The following is a 21047-nucleotide window of genomic DNA, read 5'->3' on the forward strand; positions in this document are numbered from 1 at the left end:
ATCCTACTTCACCCCCAATGTTTTCAACGTATTTTGAAGCGGATCCCCTAGTAGTTCTGGCATTACTCCAATTGCGATAATACAAACGATAAGTAATATAACAGGAACGTACTCCCATCCGTGTATATCAGATTTCGCTTCCCATTCTTTGTTACCAAATGTCACTTGAAGTGTCGCTCTTAATACGTATACAGCGGTTAAAATAATTCCAAGTACACCTACGGCAGCGATAACAGGTTGCCCTTGGAATAAACCGAGAAAGGCAAGGAATTCGCTAATAAATCCAGACATCCCTGGCATCCCAAGCGATGCCATACCTCCCGCTAGGAAGAAGCCGCTAAGCACAGGAACACTTTTTGCAAGTCCACCAAGCGCTGTAATATCTGAAGTCCCAAAACGCTCTTCAATCATGCCAAGTAAGAAGAAGAGCAATGCCGCAATTAAACCGTGAGACACAACCTGGAACAGTGCCCCTTGTATACCTGGTGCATTTAACGCCGCAAGCCCCATTAATACAATGCCCATATGCGAAATACTAGAGTAAGCAAGCACCTTTCTAAAGTCCGTTTGGATGAGTGCTAGAAAGGCCCCGTACAATAAATTAAGGACTCCTAAAATCGCAATTAGCGTTGCAAAATCACGAAAATGTTCTGGAAATAATCCTTTCCCGAAGCGAATAATACCGTACGCTCCAATTTTCAGTAAAACTCCCGCATGAAGCATAACTACAGCAGGATGCGCTTCTATGTGTACATTGACCATCCAGCGATGCAAAGGGAAAACAGGAAGCTTAATCGCAAAGGCAATCATTATGGCAAGAAACAAGCCGAACTGTAAGCTACTTGAGACAGCCGTTCCTCCCCCAGCACCTACACTTGTTAATATTTCTTTAAGCTCCGTAATATTTGTTGTACCTGTTTTCGCAAATAAAACCGAGAAAACGATAAGTAAAATAGCTGATCCGATACCGTTATATATTAAATAACTATATGCAGCCTTTTCACTCGACAATTTCCCCCACTTGCCAATTAATAAAAACATTGGTGGCAACGTAATTTCAAAGAAGATGAAGAACAGCATTAAATTTTGAGCAGCGAAGACACCTAGCATCCCTATTTCTAGCATGAGTAATAGCATGTAGAATGCTTTTAAATTTCTTTTAATGGAAAATGCCGCAATTGCTGCAAGCACCGCTAGTAGGGCTGTCAGCGCCATCATTACAAGCGATAAACCATCAATACCAATCTCGTAATAAATGGAAAACCATTTTTTATCTACCGCTGCAAAATCCCCAAATTTAATCCATTTCACTTTCTCATCAAATATCGATAAACTCTTTCCTGAAACATATGTACAAGCGAGGACGATAGCGATACCAAATGGAAGCGCCGTCCCAAATAAACCAAGCGCTCGCACTGTACGCGATTCTTTTTTCGGCGTTAACACAAGCAAGAGAATCCCTAAAAGCGGGGAGAAAATGAAGAACGTTAATAGCAATCCATTCATCGTAAATCCCCTCCCGTATATAACAAAATAATTATGAGCACTGCGAGCGAAACGGCCGTTACAGTTCCGTACACTTGTACATTCCCGTTTTGAAGCCGGGATCCTAGGCCACTCATACCTTTAACCAATCCCGCAATTAAAACTGCAATTCCTTCTACAACGTATACTTCAAATAAGCGAAGCACATGAGCGATTCCTTTCGTAATAGGAAGCACCGTAACATTGTAAAGTTCATCCACATAATATTTTTCTTTCAAAAGGTTATAAAGAGGCGTCTCTTCTCCGCCTGCCCAATCTCTAGAGATAGATTTCTTACCATATATGAAATATGCGAGGGCAATTCCCGCAAATGAAACGAGCGTCGCAACAATCATAATCCAAACAGGTCCATGTACTTCCTGCACTTTGAATCCTACATCTTTCGTAAGCCAATCCCCAAGAAACGTTCCGAACCACGGTGTATTTATATAGCCTGCCACTACCGCAAGAACACCAAGGACAATCATCGGATACGTCATTGTGCGAGGTGATTCATGCACTTCTTCCTCCGTCTTCGTTTCTCCCGTAAAGACAAGAAAGTATAGACGGAACATATAAAATGCTGTTAGAAATGCCGCAATTACTGCTAAAACGAATAGAAAGTAATTGCCATTCATCCAAGCCGCCGCTAAAATTTCATCTTTACTAAAAAATCCGGAAAGAAGAGGAACACCACTAATTGCAAGTGTACCTATTAAAAATAGTGCACCGGTTACTTTCATCTTTTTCTGTAAACCGCCCATTTTATTAATGTTTTGCGTATGGACTGCATGAATTACACTTCCTGCCGCCAAGAACAGTAATGCTTTAAAGAAGGCGTGTGTCGTTAAGTGAAAGACACCAGCTACATAACCAGCAGAGCCTAGCGCAAGCATCATATACCCGAGCTGACTAACTGTAGAATAAGCAAGAACCCTCTTAATATCCGTTTGTACAAGACCAATAGAGGCCGCAAAGATTGCGGTGAAAGCCCCAACGATTGCAACAGTTTGCATCGCTACCACACTTGCTGAAAATAGTGGGAACATCGTCGCTACTAAATATACGCCGGCTGCAACCATCGTTGCCGCGTGAATAAGCGCCGAAACAGGCGTCGGTCCTTCCATTGCATCTGGCAACCATGTATGAAGCGGAAACTGACCCGATTTCCCCATTGCACCGATAAAAATTAATATCGCCGTTATTGTAATCATAGAAGGAGAGAGGTCGCCCGTATGAATCGCTTTAAAAATCGCGTCATATTCAAAACTACCTGCGTGCCAAAAAATTAAAATCATCCCAATAAATAGCCCAACATCCCCAATGCGTGTCATAATAAAAGCCTTTTTCGCAGCAGCCTTCGCTTCTTCTTTAAAGAAATAAAAACCGATAAGTAAAAACGAACCAAGGCCGACTAACTCCCAAAATATATAAAGCTGTAATAAATTCGTCGATATAACAAGCCCAAGCATCGCAAATGTAAAGAGCCCTAAATATGCATAAAAGGTTGGTAATCTGGCGTCGCCTTTCATATAACCTTTTGAGTACACATGTACAAGAAAACTCACAAGCGTAACGATAAACAACATTAAAGCTCCTAATGCGGTAACTTCAAAACCAAATGATATATCTATATCTCCTACCCTAAGCCACACCCACTTATGCTTCACTGCCTCGGATGAAAACCGTTCTATTAGTACCACTACCGCGGATATAAAAGAGAGAAAGGTAAAGAAAATACCTAGTACACTACTTCCCTCTCTAATTTTCTTCCCGAACACAATAAGTAACAAAAACGAAACAAGCGGGAAAAGCGGTATGAGCCATGCATAATCGATCATTGTTTCCTTCCCCCTTTTCGGTCACAATGCTATCCTTTGAGCGTATCCATCTCATCTACATGAACTGTCGGGCGATTACGGTACAAAGCAATCAAAATTGCAAGACCTACCGCTGCCTCCGCTGCCGCTACAGACATCGTAAACAGCGAAAAAATTTGTCCTGTTAAATTCGGAAACAAGCCTAATTTACTAAACGCTACTAAATTTAAATTGGCCGCGTTAAGCATTAATTCGATACAAACTAATACAATTACTGTATTTCGCTTTGTTAAAGCTCCAAATAAGCCAATGCAAAACAAAATAATCGCAAGTGTTAAATACGCAGAAGCCGGAACGCTACTCATGGGAATCCTCCTCTCCCTCATCCTTCTTCGCAAGGATAATCGCTCCTACAAGTGCTACAAGTAAAATAACTGAGGTTAATTCGAATGGAATAATATATTTTGAATAGAGAAGTGTACCGATTTGAAGTGTGTTATTTTCATGGAGAGGTAAACTTCCTTGTGTGCTTTGATTTGAAAAATCGATACTATTAACAGCGAAATACATAACTGCTCCAAATGCTACAACCGCAAAGAAGATAATCCATTTTCGAAGAGTAAGGCGCGATTCATTTTCCGCGTTATGTTTCGTTAACATAATGCCAAAAATCATAATAATAGTGATTGCACCAGAGTAAAGTAAAATTTGTGCAACTCCGATAAATTCGGCCGATAAAAGAAAGTACAAGCCTGCAATGCTAAGAAATGTAAGTACAAGAGCCAGCATCATATGCATTACTTTCGTTAAGTTCAGCATAAGTACTCCGCCGATAATCGCAGACAAGGATAGGATAAAGAATGCTACAAACTCGCCATTCATGCTTTATTCTCCTTCCTGACGTTCTCGTCGTTTTCGTCGAGCCACTGCAAATTTTTAAATAAATCATCACGTGAATACTCTGCGAGTTCGAAGTTATTCGTCATTACAATTGCCTCTGTCGGACAAACTTCTGTACATAAATCGCAAAGAATACAAATTTCAAAATTTATATCATACGTGTCGATAATTTTTCCTTTTTTCGTAGGATCAGGATGTTTTTTTCCCGTTAATTGAATGCAATCTGTCGGACAAATGTTAGAACACTGATTACAAACAATACATTTCTCTGGATAAAACTTTTGAATACCTCGAAAGCGGTCTGGTAATGGTAACGGTTGATTTGGATAATCATACGTCACCTTTTTCTTACTCAAATTACTAAGCGTATATTTTAACCCTTTAAATAGTCCTTTCATCTCTTACTGGCACCCCCTTCATAGATTAGAAGAATAGCTCCTTAATCAATGCCGTTAAGAAAATATTTGCAAGTGCGATTGGTAATAATACTTTCCAGCCAAACTCCATTAACTGGTCACCTCTTATACGCGGGAACGTAACGCGGAACCAAATTAACAGAAAGACCACACTGCTAAATTTCAAAGCAAACCATACGGCTCCTGGAATAAATCCAAGGAACATAACTGGATTCCAGCCTCCTAAAAAGAGTACTGTAGTTAAAGATGCCATCCCGAAGAAATACACATACTCTGAAAGCATGAAAAACGCCCAGCGAAACCCTGAGTATTCTGTATGGTATCCAGAAACAAGTTCTGACTCCGCTTCGGGTAAATCAAACGGTGTCCTATTTAACTCTGCAACTGCCGCAATCAAGAAAACGACGAAACCGATCGGCTGTGCGAAAATGTACCATACCTTCTCCTGCGCCGCTACAATCTCATTTAAATTAAGGCTACCTGCTAACAAAACGACGCCAATTACACTCATCACAAGTGGAATCTCATAAGAAATCATTTGCGCTGCTGCGCGCATCCCTCCTAAAAGGGAATATTTATTATTTGATGCCCATCCCCCAGTTACAACGCCAATCGTCGTAATCCCAGAAACAGCAATGTAATACAGCAATCCTACACCAATATCCGCGAACTGAAATTTATCAGTAAACGGGATAACCGCAAGCACCATAAATGCTGGTGCAAATGCAATAACAGGCGCTAATATGAACAACGGTTTATCTGCAGCTTTCGGAATACTATCTTCTTTTAATAATAATTTCAAAACATCAGCTACCGTTTGTAGTAAACCGAACCGGCCCCCAACTTGGTTTGGTCCAATCCGCCCTTGCATAAATCCCATCACTTTCCGTTCTGCCAAAATACCGTATGTAACGAAGCCAAGGACTGCAAATAATAGAAGCACCGCTAATCCGAAAAAAATGAAGAAATTCGTCCAGCTTGAAGGTGATTGTAAGAGCGTCTCAATCATTAGCCATCAACCTCCCCAAGTACAATATCAACCCCACCTAAAATCGTAATTAAATTGGCGATGTTCTCACCTTTCAATAACTTCGGTAAGATTTGCAAATTATAAAAAGACGGTCTGCGAAATTTCAAACGGTACGGCTCTTTCTTTCCATCACTAGCAATATAGCAACCAATCTCTCCCCGCGGTGACTCTATACGGACAAACGCTTCTCCCTTAGGTGCTTTAATAATTTTCGGCACTTTTGCCAGCACGGCTCCATCTTTTGGGAACTGCTCAGCTGCTTGCTCAATAATTTTTAATGACTCCTCAATTTCTTTCATCCGGCAAACGTAGCGATCCCAGGCATCTCCCGTGCTCCCAACAGGAATATCAAAGTCAAAACGATCATAAATAGAATACGGTTCATCTTTGCGAAGATCCCAGTTTACTCCCGCGCACCGCAAATTTGCGCCGCTTAAAGAATACGAGATTGCCTCTTCCGCGCTATATACGCCAACGCCTTTCACACGATTTAAAAAAATTTCATTTCCGCTAACAAGGTCGTGATACCCTTCCAACTGCTCCCTCATATACGGAACAAACTCTTTCACCTTTTCAATCCAGCCGTCTGGCGCATCCCACTTCACACCGCCGACTCTCATGTAGTTGAAAGTAAGCCTTGCACCACACAATTCATTTAATAAATTAATAATCATTTCCCGTTCACGAAACGCGTATAAAAATGGACTAACCGCTCCTATATCAAGCAGGTTCGTCCCCCACCAGACGAGATGACTTGCAACCCTTCCCAGCTCCATCGCAAGCACACGTAAGTATTCAGCACGCTCCGGAATCTCAAGATCCATCATAGTCTCTACAGCGTGACAAATGACGTAATTATTCGTCATCGCTGATAAATAGTCCATTCGATCTGTATACGGGATAATTTGCGTATACTGCAAGCTCTCAGCAATCTTTTCTGTTCCGCGATGCAAATACCCGATAACTGGTGTAGCCTCTTTAATAATTTCCCCGTCAATCTTAATTACAAGCCGAAACACACCATGTGTACTCGGGTGCTGCGGTCCAACATTTAAGAGCATCTCTTCCGTACGGATCACAAGCTACACCTCCACATCATACGGTTCATAATCTTTCCTAAGTGGATACCCTACCCAATCATCCGGCATTAAAATGCGAGATAAATTAGGATGACCTTTAAATACAATACCTAGCAAATCATACGCTTCACGCTCCGGCCAATCTGCCCCTTTCCAAAGCGGCGTCACCGATTCTACTTGCGGCGCTTCCCTATCCAGCTTTACCTTCACTGCTACTGACTGTTTCTTTCCATATGAAAATAAATGAACATATACTTCCATATGTGTCACAAAATCCGTCGCATGTAGCTCTGACATATAATCAAAAGCAAGTCCCCCATGCAATCGCATTAACTCCATCACTTCATAATATTTTGAAGGCTCCGCCACAAGAGTTGGGACATCTTTTGAAAGCTTATTAATATAGGAATCTACTAATGCATATTCCCCTAACTTCTCCTTAACAACCTCCACATACTGATTTAAATATGGTTGGTTAACTGATGGTTCTTCCTGCTGCGGTTCATCTTCTATCTTATTTACAGCCCCCTTTGCTCTTGCCGCAGCAGCGGCTTTCGCTTTTTCTTCGTCCGTTACCTCTTCTGACCCTTCTCGCTTTTGCTTCGCTAGTGCCGCTGCTTTTGCTTTTTCTTCATCCGGTACTTCTTCTGTTCCTTCTCGCTTTTGCTTCGCTAGTGCCGCCGCTTTTGCCTTTGCAGCTGCTGCGGCTTTCGCCTTCGCTTTTGCTTTTTCTTCATCCGGTACTTCTTCTGTTCCTTCTCGCTTTTGCTTCGCTAATGCCGCGGCTTTCGCTTTTGCGGCTGCTGCGGCAAGTCGTTTTGCTTCTTCTACATTAACTTCTTTATCTTTTGGTAGCGCTTTCTCTTTTTCTCGATGTTCTCCTTCAAGTTTAGACATTTCCGTCTCATGTTTCGCGGCAAGACGTTTTCGTGCTTCCTCTTTCGCATGACGAGCTGCTTCTCTCTTCATACTTTCTAAGTCTTTATTTGGATCACTCATTTATTCGTCACCTGCTTCCCTGTCTTCGCCTCGTAACGAATTTTTTCTTTTAATTTATTAATTCCATAAATTAAAGCAGCAGGGTTTGGTGGGCATCCAGGAATATATACATCAACTGGTACAATTTGATCTACGCCTTTCACAACTGCATACGAATTCACATACGGACCACCGGCTGTTGCACAAGATCCCATCGCAATTACCCACTTTGGTTCAGGCATTTGATCATATAAGCGTCGAACAATAGGCGCCATTTTCTTCGTTACCGTCCCTGACACAATCATGACATCCGATTGTCTTGGTGAAGTCCGAAAAAATGAGCCAAATCGATCTAAATCGTAATGTGATGAACCTACTCCCATCATTTCAATCGCACAGCATGCCAGTCCAAATGTCATCGGCCATAAAGAGTTGCTCCGCGCCCATCCCTTGAGCTGTTCCAGTGTAGAAAAAAATATATTCCTTTCTAATTCCGCTCGCTCCTGTGGGTGTAATTCCTCGAAATTTATAACCATTGTAACACCTTCTTTTTCCAAGCATACGCTAATCCAACCAACAACATCACAACAAAAATGAGCATTTCAATCAGTGTAAATAAACCCAGCTTGTCATACGCAACAGCCCATGGATATAAAAATAAAGTTTCTACATCAAAGATGACGAACAATAAAGCGAAAATATAATAACGAGCATGAAATCGAATATTCGCATCATGAAAAGGCTCAATTCCACTCTCATACGTCGTCGCTTTCGCTGCACTTGGTTTATTTGGACGCAGCATTTTCCCTAATGTAAGAGCCACTACCGGCAGCAATATACCTAATAGCAAGAAAATCAAAACGATCATGTAACTATTTTCATATACACTTGCCATTGTGAAACCCTCCCCCCTGAATTAAGAACAAGTTCACATAGTAAACAATATGTCTTACTTGCATCATTTATTATTTTTAAATTTTTCTAAATAATGCAACTATTTTAATCATTATAGCAAACTTCAAATTCCTATGTCGATATATTGGGAACAGAAACAACAATTAATACTTGCTAAACAAATCTATTTTTACAACTCATTATAAATGTGTAAAATAAATATAGAAATTCTATATATTTTTCAAGAAATCCTAAAAAAACATAAACTACAAAAAGGTGGTTCTTATGTATATACAGCGGGTGATATAAATGACAAAACAAGCACACATAAGTATTCTTATAAGCATTTCATTGTTGTATATAGCTATTCATTACGTATCAATGTCCTTTTTATATGAGTACGCACTCCCATTTCAAATATTAACTGGAATCAGTACCATATTAATTGATATTACAATTTGCAGTTATATATTTTATTTTTCAAATGTAAAACAAGGGTTATCTCGTTTGTTTTGGATACCATTAACTATCGGATTCTTCTCTTATTTTATCGGTGATATAGTAGTTGCTTATCAACGCTTAATTCTGCATGACTACTATACATTCGTTGATCCATCCGACTTTTTTTACTTATTATTTTTAATTAGCTTTGCATTTGCCTTTCTATATGAAATTATTTATGGCCGAAACTTATTGGAACAGCTTTCTACGATATGTGATATTTGTATTATTGTTACAGCTCAATTTACTTTAAGCTACTATTTGCTTATCGAAAGAACCATTCATATTTTCACAACATCATATATCGACATGTTTGTTCAACTCACGTATCCAATGACTGATTTACTCTTTCTTTTAATAGGAATCAATCTTTTATTTAGACCATTATTCTTACTACCAAAACAAGTTGGTGCTCTTCTTGGCAGTGCTTTAATTTTGTATGCTACTACGGATGCTATTTATTCTTATATAAAATACTTCCAGCCTGAGTACTCTATGTTCACAGTTGCTCCATTCTATCAAGTAACTTTAGTATTGGTAGCAATCGCTTGTATACTTCACACAAAAGAACCTGAAAAACAAGAACAAGTATTACTAACACCTCGATTGGGTGAATCAATCCGATTATCATTATCGTATATTTCTGTAGTGATGCTTATTGTTTTTATATTGGTCGAAAATGTTTTTGCACCTATCGTAGTAATTGGACTGATGGTAACTTTCGCCTTCGTTCTCATACGCCATATGTTAGTCCGAAGACAAAATAAAATATTATTGCTAGCACAAATGCAATTCAACTTGGAACTCGAGAAACAAATTGAACTACGTACAGAAGATTTAGTAGAACAAAAAAATGAGTTATATCATAACCAACAAATGTTTAAATCTTTATACGAGCATCATCCAGATCCAATTTTCACATTAGATTTGTATGGTAATTTTCTAAATGTGAACAACGCCGGAACTACTTTACTCGGTTATCAAACGAATGAATTATTAAACCAACCATACTATTCACTTATGTATGAAGAAGATTTGGAAGAAATCATTAATGCCTTTCATCACGTAAAAAAAGGGAACTCTATTTCTTTAGAAATACGGGCATATCATAAAAATAGAGATATTTACTATTTGCATGTTACGGCTGTTCCCATCTTTTTAAAGGAGCATATTTCTGGGGTCTATTTAATGATTAAAGATATTACGGAAAGTAAACAACAACAAGAACAAATTAACTTCCTAGCATATCATGATACTTTAACCGAGCTTGCAAATCGCCGTTCATTTCATCAACATTTAGAAAAAGCGATTGCACGAGCAAAAGTATCGAAAAGACCTTTTGCTGTTATGTTTATTGACCTAGATCGCTTTAAAGTTATTAATGATACCCTCGGTCACCGAGTAGGGGATCTCCTATTAATTGCAGTAGCAAAAAGGCTCGAACGAATATCGACACAGAATATGAAACTTGCTCGACTAGCTGGGGATGAGTTCACAATCCTTATCGAAAATTATAAAAAAAGAACAGATGTAAAAAGGATAGCTGATATGATTGTAGTAGCTATGAACGAACCATTCGAAATCGAAAATCAACATTTACACATCTCACCGAGTATCGGGATTGCCATATACCCTGAAGCAGGTGAAGACCCACTGTCTATTTTGCAACATGCCGATATGGCCATGTACGAAGCAAAAAATAAAGGGAAAAATCGTAGCTCTCTTTACACGAAAGAACTATATAAGAAAATGGAACGAAAAGCTCGAATCGAAAAAGATTTGCCACTCGCTTTAATAAACGACGAATTTTATCTCGTCTATCAACCACAAATTGATACGACAACAAATAAAATTATCGGTGCTGAAGCATTAATACGTTGGAAGCATCCACTATTAGGTGACATTTCACCATGCGAGTTCATTCCAATTGTAGAAGAAACACCACAAGTCGTTCCTCTGGGACATTGGGTGTTAAGAGAATCTTGTCGTCAACTAAAAATATGGCAAAGTTTTGGATACACAAACTTAAAAATGAGTGTCAATTTATCAGCGAGAGAATTTCAACAAAATCAATTAATCGAAAATATTTCAAGAATACTAAAGGACGTTGAGATTGACCCGAAAGATGTAACACTTGAACTAACAGAACGAATTGCGATGATTGATGAAAAAGAAACATTATCTAGACTAAAGCAATTAAAAGAATATGGTATCCAAACGTCCATTGATGACTTCGGTACCGGTTATTCTTCTCTTGCTTATTTATCAATTTTCCCTATCGATACATTAAAAGTACCAAAAGAATTTACACAATTAGCCGATCATCGACCTGAAGAAAGAGCCATCGTTTCCACTATCCTTTCTCTTGCAAATACTTTAAATCTCTCCGTCGTTGCTGAAGGAATTGAAACAGAAAAACAGCTTAAATTTTTGAAAAAAAATAACTGTAAATACATGCAAGGTTACTATTTCAGTAAACCTCTAACAAGTAAAGAATTTATAAGATTTCTACAAAAAACACCCAGTATGAACCAATAGTTCACACTGGGTGTTTTTATCCCGCTATTTGCGGGGAATGGCCCCCACTGATTAAAGTTTCACTTTATAGTGTCGGAATTTTTTTCTCGTAATATTCTTCTGCAATCTCTTCGTAAAAAGCTGCTGACGTAGTATAAAAATATGGAATTAACCATAAAAATCCAATCCCTAATGTAATACAACTCAATATAAACCAACCAATAAAACTTAAACATAAAATGAAATACTCCATTTTATGTCCATCCATCATACGACGGCTTTCTGTAATAGCTTGATTTATGGAATACTCCGGATGATCATTTATTATAAAGTACGTCATCGCATAAGAAAATGATTTAATAATACCTGGAATAATAAATAGTAAGCACCATAAGAAAATATAAATGTTTACTACTATATATAATAAAAATGACTTTATAAACTTACTTCCTTCTGTAAACCATCTGAATATATGCCCAATACGCGCTTCTTTTTCACGAATTAAATGTAGCGCTAAATAATAACCACCTATCGTTAATGGACCTACCACCAATATTGTAATAACGTCTACTGTAAGTGAGCTATTTACTTCTTTCCAATCCCAAACCTGAGAGAAAACGAAATCAATACTAAAACTAAAAGCTGAAATAAGAATCGAAATAAGTAGTGTTGCCCCGACAGCTAATCCCCATTTTCCTTCTAGTGAGTCCAGCGCTTCTCCTTTTAAATCACTAATCATACCTAGCCTCCTATACGTAACAATTCTATTAGTATAGCATATTCCTACTGCAATTCATCTTTTGTAATATAGCGATAAAAATGCGCTGTCGTTGTACCTACATATGGACTAAGCCAAAGAAATCCTATTCCAAGAGTAAAAATCGCTAAGATAGCCCATCCTATGAAGCTAAGCCATAAAAGAAATAAATCTAGTTTATGCCCCTTCATAAGGTTCTTACTTTCTTTCATCGCCTGTGAAACGCTATAATCTGGATTTCCAATCATCACATAATACGTCATCGCATAAGAAAAATACATCACAATCATGCCGACAATTGAAATAGCTAATAATACGAAGAAAGCAATTGCAAACGACGTATTCCCTTCTTCACCAAAAAACGCAAATAAACCTAGTAACAACATCGGAATCCATGTACCTGTATATAACAAAATCGCAAGCATTGCCCACATTGTTTTCATCATTCTTTTAAAACCACGAAATCCTTCGAATAAGTGATCTACTTTTGCACCGTCTCGTTTACTAATTTGCAGCAACACATTCGTATAACCGTACGATGTAATACCGTAAGATGCATTACTCAAAATGATCATTATACAATAAAAAATCCCAAATGTAATACCTGCCCCGATTGATATTGTTTCCTCTTCAAGTGAGCCTGTTAAACCAGCAAATAAGAAAAATATAATAATTCCTGGAATTAAAAGTATAAGCATTGCAGCCATTGCAACAACATAACTTAAAATAAAATATAAAATCGTTGATCCAACACCTAGTCCCCAATTTCCCTTTAAAGAGTACAATGCTTCTCGTTTCATTTCACCGATCATTGATTCATCTCCTTTATGAAATATAAATTGTTGTACATTCTCTACTTATACAAACACCAATATAATTATACCATTTTTGTAAAATTATTCATGAACCATCATTTATAAAAAAAAACCGTAAAGGCGAAGCCTTTACGGTTTTTTTTACTTCATATCAGAAACGTTTAAACGGTTCACAGCACGTTGTAGTGCCATTTCTGCACGTCTAAAGTCAACATGAGCTTGTTTATCTTGCATACGTTGCTCAGCGCGACGCTTCGACTCATTTGCACGATGGATATCGATATGGTTTGCTTCTTCAGCAGATGATGATAATACAGTTACTTTATCTGGACGAACTTCGATAAAGCCACCGCTTACTGCTACATAATCAGTGTGTCCACCATGTTTCAGACGAACTGCACTAATTTTTAATGGTGCAACAGTTGGAATGTGACCTGGTAAGATCCCCATTTCCCCACTCTCTGCTTTTACACTTACCATTTCTACTTCTTTTTCGTAAACCGGTCCATCAGGAGTTACAATACTGACTGGAAATGTCTTCATACTTCGTCCCTCCTAAGGCCTTACGCCATCATTTTCTTCGCATTTTCAATAACTTCTTCAATGCCACCTACAAGACGGAATGCATCTTCTGGAAGGTCATCATATTTTCCTTCTAGAATTTCTTTGAAACCACTAACTGTATTTTTTACAGGTACGTAAGAACCTTTTTGACCTGTAAACTGCTCAGCTACGTGGAAGTTTTGAGATAAGAAGAATTGAATACGACGAGCACGATGTACAACTAACTTATCTTCTTCAGATAACTCATCCATACCTAAGATAGCGATGATATCTTGAAGCTCTTTATAACGCTGTAAAGTTTGCTGTACTTGACGAGCTACTTCATAATGCTCTTCTCCTACGATTTCTGGAGAAAGTGCACGAGATGTAGATGCTAATGGATCTACGGCTGGGTAAATACCCATTTGTGTTAAACGACGCTCTAAGTTTGTTGTTGCATCTAAGTGAGCGAACGTTGTAGCTGGTGCTGGATCCGTATAGTCATCGGCTGGTACATATACCGCTTGGATAGACGTGATAGATCCTTTATTTGTAGATGTAATACGCTCTTGTAATTGACCCATTTCTGTTGCAAGTGTTGGCTGGTAACCTACCGCAGATGGCATACGACCAAGAAGGGCAGATACTTCAGAACCTGCTTGCGTGAAACGGAAGATGTTATCGATGAACAATAGTACGTCTTGTCCTTGTTCATCACGGAAATGTTCAGCCATTGTTAAACCTGTTAATGCAACACGTTGACGTGCTCCAGGTGGCTCATTCATTTGTCCGAATACCATCGCAGTTTTCTTAATTACGCCAGAATCGCTCATTTCATGGTATAAGTCGTTACCCTCACGAGTACGCTCACCTACACCAGCGAATACAGAGATACCACCGTGTTCTTGTGCGATGTTGTTAATTAATTCCTGAATTAATACTGTTTTACCTACACCGGCACCACCGAATAGACCGATCTTACCACCCTTAATGTAAGGAGCAAGTAAGTCTACTACTTTAATACCAGTTTCAAGAATTTCTACTTTAGTAGATAGTTCTTCGAATGCAGGTGCTTGACGGTGAATTGGATCACGACGTACATCCGCAGGAACATCACCATCTAAGTCAATTGCATCACCTAATACGTTGAATACACGACCAAGTGTTGCATCACCAACTGGTACAGAGATTGCTTTACCAGTATCTTCTACTTCTGTGCCACGAACAAGTCCATCTGTGGAAGACATTGCAACTGTACGAACTGTGTCATCACCTAAATGAAGTGCAACTTCAAATGTTAAGTTAATGCCTGCTCCGTTTTCGTTGCTTTGTTTTACCGTAAGGGCGTTGTAGATTTCTGGTAGCTTTCCGCCATCAAACTTAACGTCTACAACCGGACCCATGATTTGCGTAACGCGCCCTTTATTCATCGGGTTCCCTCCTAGCTTTCTTTTAATTAGCCAGCTTTCTAAGAGAAGTCGGCTTTTAATTTTTATTAGTTTATAGCTTACGCGACTCTCCTAAAAGAGCCGCCTACGCTTTTTATTACTATTCTAACGCTGCTGCTCCACCAACGATTTCCGTAATTTCTTGCGTAATCGCTGCCTGACGCGCACGGTTGAATGAAAGTGTAAGTGAATCGATAACTTCCATTGCGTTGTCTGTAGCACTCTTCATTGCTGTCATACGCGCTGCGTGCTCACTTGCTTTACCGTCTAGTAATGCACCGTACACTAAGCTTTCTGCGTATTGTGGCAATAATACTTTTAAAATTTCTTCTTCAGAAGGTTCGAATTCATAAGCTGTCGTCGGTTTGTCAGACGCCACATCAGTAAGCGGTAAAATTTTATTTTCCGTTACTTCTTGTGAAATTTTACTTACGTAATGGTTGTAGTAAATATACAGCTCATCATAAGCACCATCTGCGAACATCGCAATTGCTCGAGAAGCAAGATCTTTAATATCAGTAAATGATGGGTGGTCAGATAATCCAACTACTTCATCAATGATGTTAAAGCCGCGACGTTTTAAATAATCACGTCCTAGTCGTCCAAGTACAATAATTGAATATTGGTTTGAATCCATATTATGACGTTCACGAATTACGTTACTTACTGTACGTAATACGTTACTGTTATAACCACCTGCTAGTCCGCGATCAGATGTAATAACGATGTATCCTGTACGCTTTACAGGACGCGCATTTAGCATTGGATGATTAATTCCTTTACTTCCTTGCGCAATGCTCGCTACTACTTCTTGAATCTTTTCCATATACGGAACGAAAGATTTAGCATTTTGCTCTGCACGGTTTAACTTAGATGCAGATACCATCTCCATCGCTTTCGTAATTTGACTCGTTTTCTTTGTCGAGGTAATCTTCGCTTTTATATCGCGTAAAGATGCCACAGGTTTTCACCACCTTTTTTCCGGAAGTTGGCACGATTAGTAAGAATCCTCTTCCTAATCTAGGTTGCAAGATATTCTTGCTCATGATTGAAGGAAAAGAATAGGTGCACCTACTCTTTTCCTTTACATAACCGTCAGCAATCTCAAAAGCTGAGATGCCTTTATATGATCTAGCTAAGCCACAGTCGACTTCACTTTTTATTATTATTCAGAAGCTACGAATACTTTTTTAAATCCATTGATTGCTGCTGCAAATTTGTCGTCATCCGCAAGTTTCTTAGTTGTGCGAATTTCGCTTAATAAGTCAGCTGCATTTGAATCTAACCAAGCATGGAATTCTTCTTCGAAACGAGTGATATCTGCTACTGGGATATCGTCTAGGAATCCACGTGTTAAAGCGTAAAGAATGATAACTTGTTTCTCTACACGTAACGGTTTGTGTAATCCTTGTTTTAATACCTCAACTGTACGAGCACCACGGTTTAATTTCGCTTGTGTTGCTTTATCAAGGTCAGAACCGAACTGAGCGAACGCTTCTAACTCACGGTAAGATGCAAGGTCAAGACGAAGTGTACCTGATACTTTACTCATCGCTTTAATCTGAGCAGATCCACCTACACGAGATACAGAAGTACCCGCATCGATCGCTGGACGTACGCCAGAGAAGAATAGGTCAGATTGTAAGAAGATTTGTCCATCCGTAATCGAGATTACGTTTGTTGGGATGTAAGCTGATACGTCCCCTGCTTGTGTTTCGATGAAAGGTAGTGCAGTTAAAGAACCGCCGCCTCTTGCATCACTTAATTTTGCTGCACGCTCTAATAAGCGAGAATGTAGGTAGAATACATCCCCTGGATATGCTTCACGACCTGGAGGACGACGTAATAGTAATGAAAGCTCACGGTAAGCCGCTGCTTGTTTTGATAAGTCATCATATACTACTAATACGTGTTTACCATTGTACATGAACTCTTCACCCATTGTTACACCAGCATAAGCAGCTAAGTATAATAATGGAGCTGGTTGAGAAGCTGATGCAGTTACAACAATTGTGTAATCTAATGCACCGTGCTTACGTAGTGTTTCTACTACGTTACGTACAGTTGATTCTTTTTGTCCGATAGCTACATAGATACAAATCATATCTTCATCTTTTTGGTTAATGATTGTATCAAGTGCAACTGCTGTTTTACCTGTTTGGCGGTCACCAATGATTAACTCACGTTGACCACGGCCAATTGGTACAAGAGCATCGATCGCTTTAATACCTGTTTGAAGTGGCTCATGAACAGATTTACGATCCATTACACCTGGTGCTGGACTTTCGATTGGACGAGTGTTTGTTGTATTGATTGGGCCTAAACCATCAACTGGTTGACCTAATGGGTTTACAACACGACCGATTAGTTCTTTTCCTACTGGTACTTGCATGATGCGACCAGTACGACGAACTTCGTCACCTTCACGGATTTCTGTGTAAGGTCCTAAGATAATGATACCTACGTTGTTTTCTTCTAAGTTTTGTGCTAGCCCCATAACGCCGTTAGAGAACTCTACAAGTTCACCAGCCATAACGTTATCAAGACCATGAGCACGCGCGATACCGTCACCGACTTGGATAACTGTACCAACATCACTAACTTCGATTTCAGACTGATAGTTCTCGATTTGTTGCTTTATCAGTGCGCTAATTTCTTCAGCTCTGATGCTCATGTGCTTCACCCCTATCTATTCTTCATTAATTCACGTTGAATACGTGCTAATTTTCCTTGTAAACTTCCGTCATAAATGCGATTTCCAATACGTACTTTAATTCCGCCTAGTAAATCTTCATCTACAACATTTTTCACGCGAATTGCATCTTTTCCTGTTCTCTTTGCAAATGCTTCTGCAACGTTAAGCTTCTCTTCTTCTGATAGAAGACGAGTAGAATATACAGTTGCGTCCGCTACGTTACGTTCTTCATTAGCAAGAACAACATATTCATCTGCAATTTCAGGTAAGATATCAATGCGTTTGTTATCAATTAAAATATATAACGTATTTAAAATAGACTCAGAAACAGATCCGAATACGTTTGCAAGAAACGTTTTCTTCTGCTCTTTTGAAATGTTCGGTTGCGTTAAAAAGCTATGTAGTTCTCCGTTCTTTACATAAACGTTTTGTACAAGGCGTAATTCCTCTTCAAACATTTCTAATACGTGTTTTTCTTTTGCAATTTTAAAAAGAGCGACAGCATAACGTTTTGCTACAATCCCATTGCTCATCGCGCTTCTCCTACTTCTTTAATATAATCGCGAATTAACTTCACTTGATCTTCTTCTTTTAATTCTTTTTCAATTACTTTAGAAGCAATTTGAACAGATAAAGAAGCGACTTGTTCTTGTAAAGCAGCAATCGCTTGCTCTTTTTCGCGTTGAATTTCTTGTACAGCAGATGCTTTAATTGATTCTGCTTCTTCTTTCGCAGCAGCAACAATAACATCTTTTTGATCTACAGCTTGTTTTTTCGCTCTTTCGATTAACTCTTGTGCTTCAACACGCGATTGTTTTAACATTTCACGTTGTTCTTCTACTAATTTCTTCGCTTCAGTGTTACTTCTTTCTGCAGCGTCGATTTCATTAGTAACATGCTCTTCACGTTCTTTCATAATTCCCATTAAAGGACCCCACGCAAATTTGCGTAGCATTACTAATAGAAGTAAGAAAATGAACAATGTATAAGCAATCGTTCCAAATGGAATGGCAGCCCCTAATAATAAAGTTGGCACAAGGATTCACTCCCTTCAAAATATCTAAATTGATCATATGAAAAAAAAAGACATACGTTTCATTCATAAAGCAATGGCGAAGAAAGTTCGGAAAAACACTCTTCGCCATCTATGTAAGGGGAGTCTCCCTTATTTGTTCATTACGATGAAAGCAATAACTACACCGATGATTGGAAGTGCCTCAACTAAAGCAACCCCGATGAACATAATTGTTTGAAGTGCGCCTTTTAATTCTGGTTGACGAGCAACACCTTCGATTGTACGTGATACGATAAGACCGTTACCAATACCTGCACCTAATGCTGATAAACCAATTGCAATTGCAGCTGCGATTACACCTAAACTCATTTAATTTGTCCTCCTTTGTATTATAAAAAAATAAATTTTTTCTTACTTAAATTATATTAATGGTCATGACTTACTTTATGAGCCATATAAACCATCGTTAACATAACAAAAATAAATGACTGGATTGATCCAACGAATACGCTGAATCCCATCCATGCTAACATTGGTACAAGCGCACCTAATGCTCCAAGGAATGATGCCCCGCCTAACTTAGCAAGTAATCCTAATAAGATCTCACCTGCATAAATGTTACCGAATAAACGAAGACCTAACGTTAATGTGTTAGCAAACTCCTCAATAACCTTTAATGGGAATAAGAATTTCATTGGTTGGAAATAACCTTTAACGTATTCTTTCGTACCCTTCATCTTAATTCCATAATAATGGGTGAGGGTAACTACCATCACGGCTAATGTTAATGTAACTGCTGGATCAGACGTTGGTGATCTCCACCATGCAATATGTTCGCCAGCCTCAACTGTTGAATACATGAATGGTAAACCAAGGAAGTTCGATACGATGATAAACATGATAAGCGTAACGCCAAGCGTTAAGAAACGTCCACCTGTTTTCCAGTCCATCGTACTATTGATAATCCCTTTCACGAAGTCAAACACCCATTCCATGAAATTTTGCATTCCTGTTGGGCGAAGAGCTAAGCCGCGAGTTCCTATAACTGCGATTAAGAAAACAATAACTGCTGCTACAGTAACCATCATAACTGATGACAAATCGAACGTTAAACCTAGAAATTCAACTAATTTACCGTGTTCCACTAGTAATTCACCTCTCTTCCCTGCTCTTATACTCTAAATAAAGAAAATCTATGATCATGACAAGGTATCCTGTCAGCAATCCTACACCTAGGCCCCACATCGCAATTAACTCTTGATATTTGGCTGCAAATAAAATTAATAACCCAATCGTGGCAAATCTTGAATATGTACTTACCGCTGTCGCCTTAAACTTCACGTTTTCTCCATTTGTTACACGATCTAATAGCTTGTCTGTTCTACGTGCAATGATGCGCAAACTAAGAAAACTGAAAATCGTTCCGATAATCAGCCCAAGAAATACATCCTTGTAAGAGGTAAATCCCCATCCTAGCACTAGAAGCGCAAGCAAGTAGTACATATATTTCTTTTGTCTTTGGACAAGTCCATGTACGTCTATCATCATTGCTCTCCCGAATAGTAATGTCGAATGAGTCGAATCATTGCGTATATCCCTGTTCCTAAACCGAGTAATAACCCTATAATAAGAAACAATGGAAACGTTCCAACCTTATTATCAATCCATTGCCCACCAAAGATTCCAATAAGAATAGAACCGACTAACTGAGCAAGAATTCCTGACATTAAAGCATATGCTTTTATATGGCTGCGATCGTTTTTTTGCAAGGATTCATCCCTCCAATATGTAACCCTCATTCACGATGTGTTAATAATAACTCATTTTTCTGCATAAATTCTATACAAAATAAAAAGTTTACATTTTCGTCACGGAATAGATGTATTTTTGTCACTGAAAGCCCTACCATCTATCCCCGTTGTTAGCATACAATAGGGTATTAACAGTGTCAACGAGAAATCGTAAAAAATCAAAAAATTTGAGTATTAGTCATTTCCTCCCAAAAATGAAAACGTTCCCCTTCTAAATACTGGTTAGAGATATGCAATTTCTAACAGTTTTCTCTTTATAATAGAAGAAAATGTTCACAAGTTTGTCACTATTATATTTTTAAGA

At 38.7% G+C, this 21047-nt stretch carries 24 protein-coding genes; 1 reads left to right on the forward strand and 23 read right to left on the reverse strand.

Going from position 1 to position 21047, the window contains the following annotated elements:
- Positions 1-3 precede the first annotated feature (3 nt).
- The 10 genes from MRBLBA3_RS19110 to nuoA are packed head-to-tail and all read right to left on the reverse strand — an operon-like array spanning position 4 to position 8642.
- Complete coding sequence (locus MRBLBA3_RS19110; RefSeq protein WP_212088640.1) at positions 4-1506, reverse strand: NADH-quinone oxidoreductase subunit M; 1503 nt, start codon at positions 1504-1506, stop codon at positions 4-6.
- Entirely contained in the window at positions 1503-3365 is a 1863-nt protein-coding gene (gene nuoL, locus MRBLBA3_RS19115) for an NADH-quinone oxidoreductase subunit L (protein WP_363382985.1), read from the reverse strand. The genes MRBLBA3_RS19110 and nuoL overlap by 4 nt, the downstream gene beginning before the upstream one ends.
- Positions 3366-3394: 29 nt before the next feature.
- A complete protein-coding gene (nuoK, locus tag MRBLBA3_RS19120; protein WP_000100081.1) occupies positions 3395-3709 on the reverse strand; it encodes an NADH-quinone oxidoreductase subunit NuoK in 315 nt (104 codons plus the stop codon).
- On the reverse strand, positions 3702-4226 hold the full coding sequence (locus MRBLBA3_RS19125; protein WP_001012819.1) for an NADH-quinone oxidoreductase subunit J: 525 nt from the start codon (positions 4224-4226) through the stop codon (positions 3702-3704). The genes nuoK and MRBLBA3_RS19125 overlap by 8 nt, the downstream gene beginning before the upstream one ends.
- The gene (nuoI, locus tag MRBLBA3_RS19130) at positions 4223-4642 is read right to left on the reverse strand and encodes an NADH-quinone oxidoreductase subunit NuoI (protein WP_000677191.1); all 420 of its coding nucleotides are present in this window, start codon (positions 4640-4642) and stop codon (positions 4223-4225) included. Before nuoI ends, MRBLBA3_RS19125 begins: the two co-directional genes overlap by 4 nt.
- A gap of 25 nt (positions 4643-4667) precedes the next feature.
- Positions 4668-5669 carry an NADH-quinone oxidoreductase subunit NuoH gene (gene nuoH, locus MRBLBA3_RS19135; protein ID WP_016130961.1) on the reverse strand — a complete coding sequence of 334 codons (1002 nt, stop codon included), beginning with the start codon at positions 5667-5669 and terminating at the stop codon, positions 4668-4670.
- A complete protein-coding gene (gene nuoD, locus MRBLBA3_RS19140) occupies positions 5669-6769 on the reverse strand; it encodes an NADH-quinone oxidoreductase subunit NuoD (RefSeq protein ID WP_090813721.1) in 1101 nt (366 codons plus the stop codon). Before nuoD ends, nuoH begins: the two co-directional genes overlap by 1 nt.
- 3 nt (positions 6770-6772) lie before the next feature.
- Positions 6773-7768, reverse strand: coding sequence for an NADH-quinone oxidoreductase subunit C (locus MRBLBA3_RS19145; RefSeq protein WP_363382991.1), 996 nt, complete (start codon positions 7766-7768; stop codon positions 6773-6775).
- Complete coding sequence (nuoB, locus tag MRBLBA3_RS19150; RefSeq protein WP_000236333.1) at positions 7765-8283, reverse strand: NADH-quinone oxidoreductase subunit NuoB; 519 nt, start codon at positions 8281-8283, stop codon at positions 7765-7767. Before nuoB ends, MRBLBA3_RS19145 begins: the two co-directional genes overlap by 4 nt.
- Positions 8274-8642, reverse strand: a complete 369-nt coding sequence (gene nuoA, locus MRBLBA3_RS19155; RefSeq protein ID WP_363382994.1) for an NADH-quinone oxidoreductase subunit NuoA — start codon at positions 8640-8642, stop codon at positions 8274-8276. Before nuoA ends, nuoB begins: the two co-directional genes overlap by 10 nt.
- Before the next feature lie 308 nt (positions 8643-8950).
- On the opposite strand from nuoA, the gene MRBLBA3_RS19160 reads away from it, so the two are divergent.
- Positions 8951-11680, forward strand: a complete 2730-nt coding sequence (locus tag MRBLBA3_RS19160) for a putative bifunctional diguanylate cyclase/phosphodiesterase (protein ID WP_363382996.1) — start codon at positions 8951-8953, stop codon at positions 11678-11680.
- 64 nt (positions 11681-11744) lie between these two features.
- Here the strand turns inward: MRBLBA3_RS19160 and MRBLBA3_RS19165 are convergent, their stop codons facing one another.
- From MRBLBA3_RS19165 to MRBLBA3_RS19225, 13 genes are all read right to left on the reverse strand, one after another.
- The gene (locus MRBLBA3_RS19165) at positions 11745-12398 is read right to left on the reverse strand and encodes a DUF975 family protein (protein WP_090813719.1); all 654 of its coding nucleotides are present in this window, start codon (positions 12396-12398) and stop codon (positions 11745-11747) included.
- A gap of 44 nt (positions 12399-12442) precedes the next feature.
- On the reverse strand, positions 12443-13228 hold the full coding sequence (locus MRBLBA3_RS19170) for a DUF975 family protein (protein ID WP_363383000.1): 786 nt from the start codon (positions 13226-13228) through the stop codon (positions 12443-12445).
- Between the two features lie 144 nt (positions 13229-13372).
- Complete coding sequence (gene atpC, locus MRBLBA3_RS19175) at positions 13373-13774, reverse strand: F0F1 ATP synthase subunit epsilon (RefSeq protein ID WP_000847207.1); 402 nt, start codon at positions 13772-13774, stop codon at positions 13373-13375.
- A 20-nt stretch (positions 13775-13794) separates the two neighbouring features.
- Positions 13795-15204, reverse strand: coding sequence for a F0F1 ATP synthase subunit beta (atpD, locus tag MRBLBA3_RS19180; protein WP_016130966.1), 1410 nt, complete (start codon positions 15202-15204; stop codon positions 13795-13797).
- 118 nt (positions 15205-15322) lie between these two features.
- Positions 15323-16183, reverse strand: a complete 861-nt coding sequence (gene atpG / locus MRBLBA3_RS19185) for a F0F1 ATP synthase subunit gamma (protein WP_000157703.1) — start codon at positions 16181-16183, stop codon at positions 15323-15325.
- A 204-nt stretch (positions 16184-16387) separates the two neighbouring features.
- The gene (gene atpA, locus MRBLBA3_RS19190; protein ID WP_071717958.1) at positions 16388-17896 is read right to left on the reverse strand and encodes a F0F1 ATP synthase subunit alpha; all 1509 of its coding nucleotides are present in this window, start codon (positions 17894-17896) and stop codon (positions 16388-16390) included.
- 11 nt (positions 17897-17907) lie between these two features.
- Positions 17908-18450 carry a F0F1 ATP synthase subunit delta gene (gene atpH, locus MRBLBA3_RS19195; RefSeq protein ID WP_000064684.1) on the reverse strand — a complete coding sequence of 181 codons (543 nt, stop codon included), beginning with the start codon at positions 18448-18450 and terminating at the stop codon, positions 17908-17910.
- Positions 18447-18953: a F0F1 ATP synthase subunit B gene (atpF, locus tag MRBLBA3_RS19200; RefSeq protein ID WP_212088650.1), complete on the reverse strand. Its 507-nt coding sequence runs from the start codon at positions 18951-18953 to the stop codon at positions 18447-18449. Before atpF ends, atpH begins: the two co-directional genes overlap by 4 nt.
- Before the next feature lie 129 nt (positions 18954-19082).
- Positions 19083-19301, reverse strand: coding sequence for a F0F1 ATP synthase subunit C (gene atpE / locus MRBLBA3_RS19205; RefSeq protein ID WP_000052064.1), 219 nt, complete (start codon positions 19299-19301; stop codon positions 19083-19085).
- Between the two features lie 56 nt (positions 19302-19357).
- Positions 19358-20077: a F0F1 ATP synthase subunit A gene (gene atpB / locus MRBLBA3_RS19210; RefSeq protein WP_000399868.1), complete on the reverse strand. Its 720-nt coding sequence runs from the start codon at positions 20075-20077 to the stop codon at positions 19358-19360.
- A 7-nt stretch (positions 20078-20084) separates the two neighbouring features.
- Entirely contained in the window at positions 20085-20477 is a 393-nt protein-coding gene (locus MRBLBA3_RS19215) for an ATP synthase subunit I (protein WP_000567600.1), read from the reverse strand.
- Positions 20477-20701 carry an AtpZ/AtpI family protein gene (locus MRBLBA3_RS19220; RefSeq protein ID WP_001171218.1) on the reverse strand — a complete coding sequence of 75 codons (225 nt, stop codon included), beginning with the start codon at positions 20699-20701 and terminating at the stop codon, positions 20477-20479. The genes MRBLBA3_RS19215 and MRBLBA3_RS19220 overlap by 1 nt, the downstream gene beginning before the upstream one ends.
- 26 nt (positions 20702-20727) lie before the next feature.
- On the reverse strand, positions 20728-20841 hold the full coding sequence (locus tag MRBLBA3_RS19225) for a DUF4024 domain-containing protein (RefSeq protein WP_033712414.1): 114 nt from the start codon (positions 20839-20841) through the stop codon (positions 20728-20730).
- Positions 20842-21047 lie beyond the last annotated feature (206 nt).

The sequence above is a fragment of the Bacillus sp. LBA3-1-1.1 genome, assembly GCF_040676495.1.
In the GTDB taxonomy this organism is placed as follows: Bacteria; Bacillota; Bacilli; order Bacillales; family Bacillaceae_G; genus Bacillus_A; species Bacillus_A nitratireducens.